Source organism: Pseudomonas sp. NDM (assembly GCF_003105095.1).
GTDB classification, from domain to species: Bacteria; Pseudomonadota; Gammaproteobacteria; order Pseudomonadales; family Pseudomonadaceae; genus Aquipseudomonas; species Aquipseudomonas moraviensis_A.
This window is the reverse complement of record NZ_QETJ01000145.1, coordinates 1-12,541: the sequence shown is the minus strand read 5'-3', so window position 1 is coordinate 12,541 and position 12,541 is coordinate 1. Positions and strand designations below refer to the sequence as shown.

Genomic DNA, 12,541 nt, shown 5'->3' with positions numbered 1-12,541 from the left:
CAGTCAGCGGATGAGGCGACGGATACACCGCTATCGCGAGCAGGCTCACTCCTACAAGAGGGTTGGTGGGCCGTTTAGAGAACCATCGCCGCCACCCAGCCAAACGCCAACAGCGGCAAATTGTAGTGCAGGAAGGTCGGTACGACGGTGTCCCAGATGTGGTGATGCTGGCCGTCGATGTTCAGGCCGGAGGTCGGGCCGAGGGTCGAGTCCGAGGCCGGCGATCCGGCGTCACCCAACGCACCGGCAGTGCCGACGATGCAGACGATGGCGATCGGACTGAAGCCCAGTTGCACGCACAGCGGCACGAAAATCACCGCGAGAATCGGCACGGTGGAAAACGACGAGCCGATGCCCATGGTCACCAGCAGCCCGACCAGCAACATCATCAGGGCACCGACGCCCTTGCTGTGATCGATCCACGCCGCCGAGGCTTCTACCAGGGTCTGCACTTCGCCGGTGGCCTTGATCACTTCGCCGAAACCGGAGGAGGCGATCATGATGAAGCCGATCATCGCCATCATTTTCATGCCTTCGGTGAACAGATCATCGGTCTCGCGCCACTTGACGATGCCCGATGCCGAGAAGATCAGAAACCCGGCCAGCGCACCGATAATCATCGAGTCCAACAACAGCTGAATGACGAACGCGGCGGCGATCGCCACACCGGCAATCATCAGGCTCAGCGGGTTGTACTGCACCGCGGTCTGCTCGACCTGTTCGATCTTCGCCAGGTCATAGACGCGCTTCTTGCGATAGCTCATAAACGCGATGCCGAGGCCGACCAGCATGCCCAGCGCCGGAATACCCATGGCATGGGTGACATTGATACCGCTGATGTCGACGCCGCTGCGCGCGACGTTGGCCAGCAGGATTTCATTGAGGAAGATGTTGCCGAAGCCCACCGGCAGGAACATGTACGGAGTGATCAGACCGAACGTCATGACGCAGGCGATCAAACGGCGATCGAGTTGCAGCTTGGTCAGTACATAGAGAAGCGGCGGCACCAGCAGCGGAATGAACGCGATGTGGATCGGCAGGATGTTCTGCGAAGCAATCGCCACCACCCAGAGCAGGCCGATCAACAGCCATTTGACGTTACCGCCGCCCGTCGCGTGTTGCCGGTCCACCATGGCCAGGGCCTTGTCGGCCAACGCATGGGCCAGGCCGGACTTGGCGATCGCCACGGCAAAAGCGCCGAGCAAGGCGTAGGACAACGCCACCGTCGCGCCGCCGCCCAGGCCGCTGTTGAACGCCTTGAGCGTCGCTTCGATGCCCAGACCACCGGTCAGGCCACCGACCAGCGCCCCGACGATCAGCGCGATCACCACATGCACGCGCGACAGGCTGAGGATCAGCATGACGCCGACGGCTGCTATGACTGCATTCATTTCACTACCTCAAAAAACACTGCGGGTGAAAACACACCGCCAGACAGGATGAGTCCGCCCGGAATTGGCCGGCGGATTTGTACGGAGGGTCTTATTAGAGGGCGCGCACTGTGCCGCAGCGAACAGTCCTTGTCAAAGTCACACGGCCCTGTAGGAGCTGCCGAAGGCTGCGATCTTTTGATCTTGTTCCAGAGCAAAAACGCAAGATCGCAGCCTTCGGCAGCTCCTACATGGATCGCATGCGCAATTGGTCATATTGCGCTGGAGGGATAAAGAAAGCGCAAACGCAGCCGCTACAGTGCAAAGTCTCAGATATTTATCGGATAAGGATGTTTTCCATGTCGCTCAGACAACTTTCCATCCAATGGAAAATCACCCTGCTCGCCGGCCTCTGCCTGGCCGGTATCGTGACCCTGTTGGTCGGTCTTTCGCTGTATCGCATGGAACACAGCTCGGCGCTGGTCAAGGCCTCGAGCATGGAGATGCTCACCGAATCGGCGCAGGCGCGGATCGAATCGCAAGGTGAAGTGCAGGCCGCCGGCATTCGCCAGCAGTTCATGGACGCCTATCAGTACGGCCACGGTTTCTCGCGGCAGGTGCTGTTCTTGCGGGAACAGGCCGAGAAGCGTTTTCTCGATGCCTTCGACCTGCGCGAGGACATGACCCGTCAGGTCAAGTCCGCGCTGCAGGCCAACCCCGACCTGCTCGGCCTGTCGCTGGTGTTTGAAGCCAACGCGCTGGACGGCAAGGATGAACTGTTCGCCGATCAGGCTGAGCTGGGCAGCAACGACAAGGGCCGCTTCGCCCTGTACTGGTCGCAGCCGACGCCGGGCAAAGTCACCTCGATGGCGCTGCCGGAAAGCGACATGAGCGACACCAGCACCGGCCCCAGCGGTCAGGCCGCCAACGCCTGGTTCACCTGCCCGCGCACCACCCTCAAACCCTGCGTGATCGAGCCGTACTTCTATGTCATCGACGGGCAGAAAGTGCTGATGACCAGCATCGTCTTCCCGCTGCAGGTCAACGGCAAAGTCATTGCGTCGTTGTCGGTCGACATCAACCTCAACAGCCTGCAAGCGATCAGCCAGAATGCCAGTCGCAAACTTTATGACGGTCAGACCGCGGTAAGCATCGTCAGCCCTGCCGGCCTGCTCGCCGGCTACAGCCCGGATGCCGGCAAGCTCAGCCAGCGCCTGGATGCGGTGGATCAGGCCAGCGGCAGCGAGTTGCTGCGCCTGCTCGCCTCGAGCACTGGCGTGAGCAGTCTGCACAGCAACGGCCAGTTGAAAGTGCTGTCGCCGTTCCAGCCGATTCCCGGCGGGCCGGCGTGGGGCGTGTTGTTGGACGTGCCGGAAAAAGTCCTCGTCAGCCGCGCCGAAGCGCTCAAGCAGCAACTGGATGCGAGCAATAATTCGGGCACGCTGATCGAACTGAGCCTCGGCCTGCTCGCCGCGCTGATCGGTTTGCTATTGGTGTGGCTGATGGCGCGCAGCGTGACCAAGCCGATCCTCGGCGTGGCGCACATGCTTGAAGACATCGCCAGCGGCGAAGGCGATCTGACCCGGCGCCTGGCCTATGACAAGCAGGACGAACTCGGGCAACTGGCCGGCTGGTTCAACCGTTTCCTCGACAAGCTGCAGCCGATCATCGCCGAGGTGAAACGCTCGGTGCAGGACGCGCGCAATACCGCCGACCAGTCCTCGGCCATCGCTACCCAGACCAGCGCTGGCATGGAGCAGCAATACCGTCAGGTCGATCAGGTCGCCACCGCCTCCCATGAAATGAGTGCCACTGCGCAGGACGTCGCACGCAGCGCCGCGCAGGCCGCCGAAGCCGCCAAGGACGCCGACCGCGCTACCCGCCAAGGCCTGACGGTGATCGATCGCACCACCGCGAGCATCGACACCCTCGCCGCCGACATGAGCGCAGCGATGGTGCAGGTCGAGGGCCTGGCTGCCAACAGCGAGAAGATCGGCACGGTGCTGGAAACCATTCGCGCAATCGCCGAGCAGACCAACCTTCTAGCGCTTAACGCTGCCATCGAAGCGGCCCGCGCCGGTGAAGCCGGACGCGGTTTCGCGGTGGTCGCCGACGAAGTGCGCAACCTCGCGCGCCGCACCCAGGAGTCGGTGGAGGAAACCCGCCAGGTCATCGAGCAATTGCAGAACGGTACGCAGGAAGTGGTCGGCTCGATGGGCAACAGCCATCGTCAGGCCCAGGGCAGTGTCGAGCAGGTGGGCCAGGCTGTAACGGCGCTGCGGCAGATCGGCGATGCGGTGACGGTGATCAGCGACATGAACCTGCAGATCGCCAGCGCCGCCGAAGAGCAAAGCGCGGTGGCCGAGGAGATCAACAACAATGTGGCGACGATTCGCGATGTGACCGAATCGTTGTCGGGACAGGCGAATGAATCGGCTCGGGTGAGCCAGTCGCTCAATAGCCTCGCGAACCAGCAGCAGCGGTTGATGGATCAGTTTCGCGTTTGATCTGAGATTGCGGGGTGTCAGTCAGATTCCCCCCTCACCCCAGCCCTCTCCCCCAAGGGGGGCGAGCGGGAAAGGGAGCCGATCTTCACGCCATTCAAATGCTGAGTTCGGCTCGGTATTTCAGGTCGACGTATCTCGTCCAATCACCACGGTCAGTCCCCTCTCCCTCTGGGAGAGGGTTAGGGTGAGGGGCTTTTCAAGGGCTCACCGCCGAGGCAGCTCGATCACCACTTTCAACCCGCCCCACTCGCTCTCGCCCAGCACCAGCAAGCCGCCCCAGGTATCGACGATATCCCGCACGATGCCAAGGCCCAGCCCATGCCCGTGGGTCTGCTCATCCAGCCGGGTACCACGGCTGAACACTTGAGCGCGTTGTTCCTCGGGGATTCCCGGCCCGTCATCTTCCACGCTCAGGGCAAAGCCGTCAGTGCGCTCGATGACGCTCAAGCGCACTTCGGCATCGGCCCATTTGCAGGCGTTGTCGAGCAGGTTGCCGAGCAGTTCCAGCAAGTCCTCGCGATCCCACGGCAGTTGCAGGCCCGGCGGTGCGACGTAACTCAAGGCCAGGTGTTCGCCATGAATCATGTTCAGCGTCGCCAGCAACCCCGGCAGCTCGGCATCGCAATCGAACAACGCGCCGGGCAGCGCATCACCGGATAACCGCGCCCGATTGAGTTCACGATTGAGGCGCTGCTGCACCTGCTCGAGTTGTTCCTTGAGAATCCTGCGCAGCTCGGGATGGTCGTCGAGCTTGTCGCTGGAGGCCAGGCTCAGCAGCACCGCCAGCGGTGTTTTCAACGCGTGGCCGAGGTTGCCCAAGGCATTGCGCGAGCGCTTTAGGCTGTCTTCGGTATGGGCGAGCAAATGGTTGATCTGCGCCACCAGCGGTTCCAGTTCCACCGGCACCTGATCGTCGAGTTGCGAGCGCTGGCCCTGCTGCAACTGAGCGATCTGCTCGCGCGCGCGCTCCAGTGGTTTGAGGGCGCGGCGCACGGTCAGGCGCTGCAGGAACAGGATCAGCAACAACGCCGCCAGCCCCAGGCCGAGGCCGATCTGGCGCATGCGCTGGAAGCTGTCGCTGACCGGCGTGTAATCCTGGGCGACGCTGATCGAGATCGACTGGCCCAGGCGCCGATAGTCCGAACGCAATATCAGCAGGCGTTGCCCGCCGGGGCCCAGTTGCAGGTTACTGTGCAGCCCCGGGTGGTCGAGCAAGGGCAGATCCTGATCCCATAACGAGCGCGAGCGCCAGTGACTGTCAGAGAAGTCGATGCGAAAGTAATGCCCGGAAAATGGCCGCTGATAGGCCGGCGACAGATGCCGCTCATCCAGCTGCAACCCTTGCGGGCCGCGCACCAGCGCCACCAGCAGGCTTTCGCTGTCATTGCGCAGGCCGGCTTCGAGGTACCGCTGCAAGCCGACCTCGAATAACCACAGGCTGGTTTGCGCCAGCACCAGACCGACGATCACCATCACGCTGATCAAACCCAGGCTCAACCGGCGCTGGATTGATCTCATGAAGCTTGCCCGCCGAACAGGTATCCCTGACCGCGACGGGTTTCGATGACGCTTTTGCCGAGCTTGCGCCGCAGGTGATTGACGTGGACTTCGAGGACGTTGGAATCGCGCTCGGTCTCACCGTCATAGAGGTGTTCGGCGAGGTGGCTTTTCGAGAGGATTTGTTCGGGGTGCAGCATGAAATAGCGCAGCAGGCGGAATTCGGCGGCGGTCAGCTGGATGTCGGCGCCGTCGCGAACCACGCACTGGCGGCCCTCGTCCAGATGCAGGCCCGCGGCTTGCAGGGTGGGCTGGTTGGACTGGCCCTTGGAGCGGCGCAACAGCGACTGAATGCGCAGGAACAGCTCTTCCGGGTGAAACGGTTTGGTCAGGTAATCATCCGCGCCGGCCTTCAGGCCTTCGATGCGCTCGGCCCAGGAATCGCGCGCGGTGAGGATCAGCACCGGTATCGCCAGACCGGCCGCGCGCCACTGCGCAAGCACGTCCAGCCCCGGTACGCCGGGCAGGCCGAGGTCGAGGATGATCAGGTCATAGGGCTCGCTGCTGCCCTGATACACCGCGTCACGGCCATCGGCCAGCCAATCCACCGCGTAGCCCTGGCGCTGAAGGCCAGCGAGCAATTCGTCGGCCAGCGGTACGTGGTCTTCCACCAGAAGCAAACGCATCGATCAATCTTCCTTGTCTTTGACTAACTCGCCGGTATCGGCCTTCAAGTGCAGCTCGCGCGCCACGCCTTCGACCGTCAGCAATTCGACTTCGTAAATGTACACGTCGTGTTTTTCTTCCAGCTCGACTTCCAGCAGTTTGGCACCGGGGTAGCGATCCATGGCCTGCTGCAGCACTTGCTCCAGCGGCAGGATCACGCCATCGCGACGCAGGGCCAGTGCCTCGTCCTGATCAAGGTCGCGGGCCATGGCAGTGGTGCAGAACAACACCAGCGCCAGCGCCGTCAGGCGGGTGGCGCGAATATTCAGCTTCATTACGTATCCTGATGATCCCTGAGCACTTCACCATCTACCGCGTTCAACTCCAGATCCCACTTCACACCTTTCGGGTCGCGCAGTTCGATCTGGTAAATGAACTTGCCGTACTCTTCTTCCAGCTCGGTTTCGGTGATTTCCGAACCGGGGTGTTCTTCCAGCGCGATGGCGTTGAGCTTCTCGAAGGAGACGATAGTACCAGCGTCGCGCAAACGAAGCGCTTCGTCAGGCCCGAGATCGCGCGCGTGAGCGGTGCTGGCAGTGAGGCCGATGATCGAGGCAGTGGTCAGGGCAGTCAGGGTTTTCATGGTGTCTCCGAATTCTTATATGTTGCATACGGTGGGCACCTTAGCGGGGTCAACTTAACTGAAACTGAATGGCCATCATTGTGCCCTTTTCATTACCAATCCACCGCCTGGAACAAGACTCTGCAGGAGTGAGCCTGCTCGCGATAGCGGTGTGTCAGCCAACACATCTGCCACTGATGCACCGCTATCGCGAGCAGGCTCACTCCTACAAGGGTTCGCAACATCGGCTTATAATTCGCAGCTTGCCAACGATCGAGACCGGTATGACCGCCATCCACATCAAGTTCCCCGCCCTCACCCTCAAGGCCGGCCCGCGGGCCATGGCGCGCATTCGTGCGCAGGGCTTGCACGCCGCTGACGTCGGCACCCTGCCCGGTGCGGCCGGTGGGCCGAAGGCGCTGGGGATTCAGGGGCTCGATCTGGCGTTGTTCGGCGAGTGGCTGCCGAGTGCGCCGCGCGAGCGTTCGCTGATCGGCGCCTCGGTGGGTTCCTGGCGCTTCGCCAGCGCCTGCCTGCCGGACGCCGCCGAAGGCATTCGCCGCCTCGGTCAGCTGTACGCCGAGCAGAATTTCAACAAAGGCGTGACCATGGCCGAGATCAGTCAGAGCTCGCAGCGCATGCTCAACGACCTGCTCGACGGCCGCGACGCAAGCATCCTCGAAAACCGCGATTACCGCCTCAACATCATGGTGGTGAAAAGTCAGGGCCGCCTCGCCGAAGACCATCGCGGGCGCCTCGGTCTGGCGCTCGGTTCGGTGATTGCCGACAACCTGCGCGGGCGCGCCCGGCTGTCGCGGCACTTCGAACGGCTGATCATCCACGATCCGCGCCTCGCCCCGCCGCTCGATGCCTTGACCGATTTCCCCTCGCGCTTCGTTGCCCTCAATGCCGGCAACCTGCGTCAGGCCCTGCTCGCTTCGGGGTCGATTCCGATGGTCATGGAAGGCGTGCGCGACTTGCCCGGCGCCGGTGCCGGTACGTTTCGCGACGGCGGCCTGCTCGACTATCACCTCGACCTGCCCTACAGCGGCGACGGCATCGTGCTTTATCCGCACTTCACCGATCGGGTGATCCCCGGCTGGTTCGACAAGACCCTGCCGTGGCGCCGCGCCTCGGTGCAGCGTTTGCAGGACGTGGTGCTGGTCGCGCCGTCGAAGGAATATCTGGCGCGCCTGCCCTACGGCAAACTGCCCGATCGCAACGACTTCAAACGCTTCATGGGCGATGCGCCGAGCCGGCAGAAATACTGGCACGCGGCGATGGACGAGAGTCGCCGACTGGGCGATGAATTCCTCGAACTGACGGCCAGCGGTCGCCTCGCCGACCGCTTGCTGACCCTTTAGTCAGCACGGCCAAAGACAAGCTGATAAACTCGCCGCCTGCCCGAATCGCTGCGGCGAACGCCATCTGAACAGAGCCGAAAATACCGTGGAAATCTTCAAAGAGTTTACCTTCGAATCCGCCCACCGCCTGCCCCACGTCCCCGACGGCCACAAGTGCGGACGCCTGCACGGTCACTCGTTCAAGGTCGCGCTGCACCTGAGCGGCGACCTTGATCCGCACACTGGCTGGATTCGCGATTTCTCCGAGATCAAAGCGATTTTCAAGCCCCTGTACGAACGCCTCGACCACAACTACCTGAACGACATTCCAGGTCTGGAAAACCCGACCAGCGAAGTGCTGGCCAAATTCATCTGGAACGAGATGAAGCCGTTGCTGCCGGAACTCAGCGCGATCCGCATTCATGAGACGTGCACCAGCGGGTGCATTTATCGCGGCGAATAAGCACAGATCTCCCCCCCTGTGGGAGCGAGCCTGCTCGCGAAAGCGTCGTTCCAGTCAATTTATTCGGTGACTGACACTCCGTATTCGCGAGCAGGCTCGCTCCCACAAGAGTCCGTCGCCAGGTTTGAATCATCTGCCATGCACATCACAGGCTCGCTCCCACATTGGGCTCCTGGTGCATTCAGTGCACTGCTTTCGCGCTGAAAACCTCAGTCGCGTCTCCACATTCGGTCACTTGCGCCGCTTGGCACGACCGCTGCAACCCTCCTGCGTCTTCCCCTTCCAGCAAGGACTGCCCCATGACGCAGAACGCCTCCGGCAACGATTACCCGCTCAGTGAAGTGCCGATGCACGCGCGCAAAGGCCTGGCCTCTACAGCGATGGTGTTACTGGGTTTCACGTTTTTCACCGCGACCATGTTTGCCGGCGGCAAGCTGGGGGTCGCGTTCGGTTTTGCCGAGATGATGGCGGTGATCATTGTCGGCAACCTGTTGCTCGGTCTGTACGCCGCGGGCCTGGGTTACATCGCCTTCAAGAGCGGCCTCAATTCGGTGCTGATGGGGCGGTTCTGTTTTGGCGAAGTCGGCAGCAAGCTCAGCGACCTGATCCTCGGTTTCACTCAGATCGGCTGGTACGCCTGGGGCACGGCGACGGCGGCGGTGGTGATCGGCAAATACTTCGATCTGAATGAGGCCACGGTGCTCGGCCTGATGGTGTTGTTCGGTCTGGGCTTCTGCGCCACGGCGTACATCGGTTATCGCGGACTGGAAATTCTCTCGTACATCGCGGTGCCGGCGATGATGTTGCTGCTGATGCTGTCGATGTGGGTAGCAACGGTGAAGGTCGGCGGTTTCGAGGGATTGCTCAGCGTGATACCGACGGGCTCGCTGGACTGGTCGACAGCGATCACCCTGGTGTTCGGCACTTTCGTCAGCGGCGCTACGCAAGCCACCAACTGGACGCGATTTTCGCGTTCGGCAAAAGTGGCGGTGCTGGCCAGCCTGATCGGTTTTTTCATCGGTAACGGCCTGATGGTGCTGATCGGCGCATACGGCGCGATCGTCTATCAGCAGCCGGACGTGGTTGAAGTGCTGCTGTTGCAGGGCTTCGCCATGGCCGCGATGGCCATGCTCTTGCTGAACATCTGGAGCACGCAGGACAACACCATCTACAACTTCGCCGTGGCCGGCTGCAACCTGCTGCGTACCGGGCGGCGCAAAACCGTAACCCTCGGCGGTGCGGTGATTGGCACCCTGCTCGCCCTCCTCGGCATGTATGACATGCTGGTGCCGTACCTGATCCTGCTCGGCACGGTGATTCCGCCGATTGGCGGGGTGATCATGGCTGACTTCTTCTACCGCTGGCGCGGGCACTATCCGCGTCTGGCCGACGCACGGTTGCCGGCGTTCAACTGGCCGGGACTCGGGGCCTATGGGGTGGGCACCGTCGCTGCGTTCAGCTCGCCATGGGTCGCGCCGCTGGTAGGGATCGCCGCTGCCGCGCTAACGTATGTCATCGTCACCGGTGTGCTCGGCGCCCGTCGCCTCAGCGCACCACTACAAGACCTATAAAAAGGATTCGCCTGATGCACATCATCAACGCCCGCCTGCGCAACCAGGAAGGCCTGCACGAATTGCACCTCGAAGACGGCCTGATCCACAGCATCGCCCGCCAGACCGAAGCGCCGACCCTCGGCCCGGATGACCTCGATGCCGGCGGCAATCTGGTGGTGCCGCCCTTCGTCGAGCCGCACATTCACCTCGACGCCACCCTTACCGCCGGCGAGCCGCGCTGGAACATGAGCGGCACGCTGTTCGAAGGCATCGAGTGCTGGGGCGAGCGCAAAGTCACCATTACCGAAGAAGACACCAAGACCCGCGCCAAGAAGACCATTCAGGCGCTGGCCGCCCACGGCATCCAGCATGTGCGCACCCACGTCGACGTCACTGACCCGCAACTCACTGCGCTCAAAGCCATGCTCGAAGTGCGCGAGGAAAGCCGCCACCTGATCGACCTGCAAATCGTCGCGTTCCCGCAGGAAGGCATCGAGTCGTTCCGCAACGGTCGCGAGCTGATGGAGGAAGCGATCCGCATGGGTGCCGATGTGGTCGGGGGCATTCCGCATTTCGAATACACCCGCGATCAGGGCGTCAGCTCGGTGAAGTTTCTGATGGACCTGGCCGAGCGCACCGGTTGCCTGGTCGACGTGCATTGCGACGAGACCGACGACCCGCATTCGCGCTTCCTTGAAGTGCTCGCCGAAGAAGCGCGCAGCCGCGACATGGGCGCCCGCGTCACCGCCAGCCACACCACGGCGATGGGCTCTTACGACAACGCCTACTGCGCCAAACTGTTCCGCCTGCTCGGCCATTCCGGGATCAGTTTTGTTTCCTGCCCGACTGAAAGCATCCACCTGCAGGGACGTTTCGACAATTTCCCGAAACGCCGCGGCGTCCCCCGCGTCAACGAACTGCTCGAAGCCGGGATGAACGTGTGTTTCGGCCAGGATTCCATCGTCGACCCGTGGTACCCGCTGGGCAACGGCAACATCCTGCGCGTGCTTGAAGCGGGTCTGCACATCTGCCCCATGCTCGGTTATCGCAACCTGCAAAGCGCGCTGGACCTGGTCACCGACAACAGCGCCAAAGCCATACACTTGGGCGAGCGTTACGGCCTGGAACAGGGCCGCCCGGCGAACCTACTGATTCTGTCGGCGGACAGCGATTACGAAGTGATCCGCAGCCAGGGTCTGCCGCTGTATTCGATTCGTGACGGCAAGGTGTTGATGAAACGGCAGATGCCGGTGGTGGAGTTCAGCTGAGAATTGCGCTGAGTCAAATGCAAATATTCCATTTGCCACAAACCCTGTAGGAGTGAGCCTGCTCGCGATAGCGTTCTTTCAGTCGATGGAAATGTGGCTGACACACCGCCATCGCGAGCAGGCTCACTCCTACAAGAGCATCGCTAGTGGCCGAATCAAGCGATCAACCGCGCCGTGCCAAACAATCTGACGCGCAGCAACTCCCCTTCTGAAACCTCAAGCAAAACCGGTGCAGTGCCGCCAGGCATGATCACTTGCACTTCCCCCGCCTCGACCCAACCCACCCGCCACGCCGCACAAGCCACTGCGCTGGCACTGGTGCCGGATGACGCGGTCGGCCCCTCGCCGCGCTCGAACACCCGGGCAAGGATTTGCTGCGGTGACGCCAGCGCAGCCCATTGCAGATTGACGCCCGCCGGGCAGGGATTGCCGGCACCGGTGGGCATGGCATAGGCAATTGCGGTCAGCCGTTCGTTCAGGGGCGATTCACGCATCTGTTGGTTGCCCGGCAACGCGGCCGCATCGCTGAGCAGCGTTACGCAGTGCGGATTGCCGATGCGCACGAACTGGCTGTGGGTCCAGTCGGGATCGAGTTGTGCCAGGGGCCGGACATGACTGACGTCACGGTGATTGAAGTGAACGCTCTCAACTGACTGCGCCCCCACGGCTTGCGCGCCGAATCCGGGCTGACCGAGATCAAGCCAGAAGCCGCGCACGCCTTCGACCGCGGCCGGTTTCACCGAGGTTTCCAGCGCCTCACCCTTGTCATGATGAACGCGCAACACTGCACCCTGCGCCGGCATCAGGCCTTGCTCGGTCAGCGCCTGAGAAAAAATCGTCAGGCCGTTGCCACTGCGTTCGGCGAGGCTGCCGTCGGTGTTCACAATCAGCACATCGAACGGTGCAGACCTCTGAAACGGGCCGATCAGCAGACCATCGCTGCGGTGCGGTTTGCTGTTGGCCGGGCGCTGGCCGTCGGGCCAATGGCAGCACAGGGCGATGGCGGCTTTGCTCCACTGCTGCCGAGACGTGGCGCATTCGGCGGCGCTGGCCGGCAAAGCAATCCCGGCCTCGCGCAAGGCTTGGGGCGAAACCACGGCGTAGATATTGCCGCGTGCGTCGTAGAAGCTGGTCATGCCTTGTTCCCGTATTCCATGCTGGCGAAAATTCAACTGTAAACCGCAATCCCCTGCAGGAGTGAGCCTGCTCGCGATAGCGGTGTGTCCGTTAAAAAATTGTCGACTGACACACC

At 62.2% G+C, this 12,541-nt stretch carries 11 protein-coding genes and 1 pseudogene; 6 read left to right on the top strand and 6 right to left on the bottom strand.

From position 1 onward, the window contains the following. Positions 1-74 precede the first annotated feature (74 nt). Positions 75-1,391, bottom strand: a complete 1,317-nt coding sequence (locus DCO47_RS21690) for a Na+/H+ antiporter family protein (RefSeq protein ID WP_116658894.1) — start codon at positions 1,389-1,391, stop codon at positions 75-77. A 230-nt stretch (positions 1,392-1,621) separates the two neighbouring features. On the opposite strand from DCO47_RS21690, the pseudogene DCO47_RS27625 reads away from it, so the two are divergent. Then, positions 1,622-3,019, top strand: a pseudogene (locus tag DCO47_RS27625) (HAMP domain-containing protein); the annotation flags it as partial. Positions 3,020-3,121: 102 nt separating this feature from the next. Then, on the top strand, positions 3,122-3,877 hold the full coding sequence (locus DCO47_RS27620; RefSeq protein WP_371699990.1) for a methyl-accepting chemotaxis protein: 756 nt from the start codon (positions 3,122-3,124) through the stop codon (positions 3,875-3,877). Positions 3,878-4,081: 204 nt separating this feature from the next. Here DCO47_RS27620 and DCO47_RS21680 read toward each other — a convergent pair whose 3' ends face one another. From DCO47_RS21680 to DCO47_RS21665, 4 genes are read right to left on the bottom strand one after another with little or no spacing between them, the layout of a single operon-like run. After that, complete coding sequence (locus DCO47_RS21680; RefSeq protein WP_116658892.1) at positions 4,082-5,395, bottom strand: sensor histidine kinase; 1,314 nt, start codon at positions 5,393-5,395, stop codon at positions 4,082-4,084. Beyond that, entirely contained in the window at positions 5,392-6,060 is a 669-nt protein-coding gene (locus DCO47_RS21675) for a response regulator transcription factor (protein WP_042609104.1), read from the bottom strand. Before DCO47_RS21675 ends, DCO47_RS21680 begins: the two co-directional genes overlap by 4 nt. A gap of 3 nt (positions 6,061-6,063) precedes the next feature. Then, positions 6,064-6,375: a PepSY domain-containing protein gene (locus DCO47_RS21670; RefSeq protein WP_042609103.1), complete on the bottom strand. Its 312-nt coding sequence runs from the start codon at positions 6,373-6,375 to the stop codon at positions 6,064-6,066. Beyond that, positions 6,375-6,683: a PepSY domain-containing protein gene (locus tag DCO47_RS21665; RefSeq protein ID WP_083352394.1), complete on the bottom strand. Its 309-nt coding sequence runs from the start codon at positions 6,681-6,683 to the stop codon at positions 6,375-6,377. Before DCO47_RS21665 ends, DCO47_RS21670 begins: the two co-directional genes overlap by 1 nt. Positions 6,684-6,946: 263 nt before the next feature. Between DCO47_RS21665 and DCO47_RS21655 the strand changes: the two genes are divergently transcribed. The 4 genes from DCO47_RS21655 to codA all read left to right on the top strand — a co-directional run bounded on the left by DCO47_RS21655 (position 6,947) and on the right by codA (position 11,289). Continuing rightward, positions 6,947-8,026 carry a hypothetical protein gene (locus DCO47_RS21655; RefSeq protein ID WP_042609101.1) on the top strand — a complete coding sequence of 360 codons (1,080 nt, stop codon included), beginning with the start codon at positions 6,947-6,949 and terminating at the stop codon, positions 8,024-8,026. An 85-nt stretch (positions 8,027-8,111) separates the two neighbouring features. Beyond that, complete coding sequence (gene queD / locus DCO47_RS21650; protein WP_007915588.1) at positions 8,112-8,468, top strand: 6-carboxytetrahydropterin synthase QueD; 357 nt, start codon at positions 8,112-8,114, stop codon at positions 8,466-8,468. 299 nt (positions 8,469-8,767) lie between these two features. Continuing rightward, entirely contained in the window at positions 8,768-10,039 is a 1,272-nt protein-coding gene (codB, locus tag DCO47_RS21640; protein ID WP_116658891.1) for a cytosine permease, read from the top strand. Between the two features lie 14 nt (positions 10,040-10,053). Then, a complete protein-coding gene (codA, locus tag DCO47_RS21635) occupies positions 10,054-11,289 on the top strand; it encodes a cytosine deaminase (protein ID WP_116658890.1) in 1,236 nt (411 codons plus the stop codon). Positions 11,290-11,444: 155 nt separating this feature from the next. Here codA and DCO47_RS21625 read toward each other — a convergent pair whose 3' ends face one another. After that, positions 11,445-12,425 (bottom strand): diaminopimelate epimerase, encoded by a 981-nt coding sequence (locus DCO47_RS21625; protein WP_116658889.1) that lies wholly within the window; start codon positions 12,423-12,425, stop codon positions 11,445-11,447. Positions 12,426-12,541 lie beyond the last annotated feature (116 nt).

Coding starts and splice junctions, on each gene's coding strand:
- DCO47_RS21690 (WP_116658894.1), bottom strand. CDS start 1,391: ATGAATGCAGTCATAGCAGCCGTCGGCGTCATGCTGATCCTCAGCCTG.
- DCO47_RS27620 (WP_371699990.1), top strand. CDS start 3,122: ATGGAGCAGCAATACCGTCAGGTCGATCAGGTCGCCACCGCCTCCCAT.
- DCO47_RS21680 (WP_116658892.1), bottom strand. CDS start 5,395: ATGAGATCAATCCAGCGCCGGTTGAGCCTGGGTTTGATCAGCGTGATG.
- DCO47_RS21675 (WP_042609104.1), bottom strand. CDS start 6,060: ATGCGTTTGCTTCTGGTGGAAGACCACGTACCGCTGGCCGACGAATTG.
- DCO47_RS21670 (WP_042609103.1), bottom strand. CDS start 6,375: ATGAAGCTGAATATTCGCGCCACCCGCCTGACGGCGCTGGCGCTGGTG.
- DCO47_RS21665 (WP_083352394.1), bottom strand. CDS start 6,683: ATGAAAACCCTGACTGCCCTGACCACTGCCTCGATCATCGGCCTCACT.
- DCO47_RS21655 (WP_042609101.1), top strand. CDS start 6,947: ATGACCGCCATCCACATCAAGTTCCCCGCCCTCACCCTCAAGGCCGGC.
- codB (WP_116658891.1), top strand. CDS start 8,768: ATGACGCAGAACGCCTCCGGCAACGATTACCCGCTCAGTGAAGTGCCG.
- codA (WP_116658890.1), top strand. CDS start 10,054: ATGCACATCATCAACGCCCGCCTGCGCAACCAGGAAGGCCTGCACGAA.
- DCO47_RS21625 (WP_116658889.1), bottom strand. CDS start 12,425: ATGACCAGCTTCTACGACGCACGCGGCAATATCTACGCCGTGGTTTCG.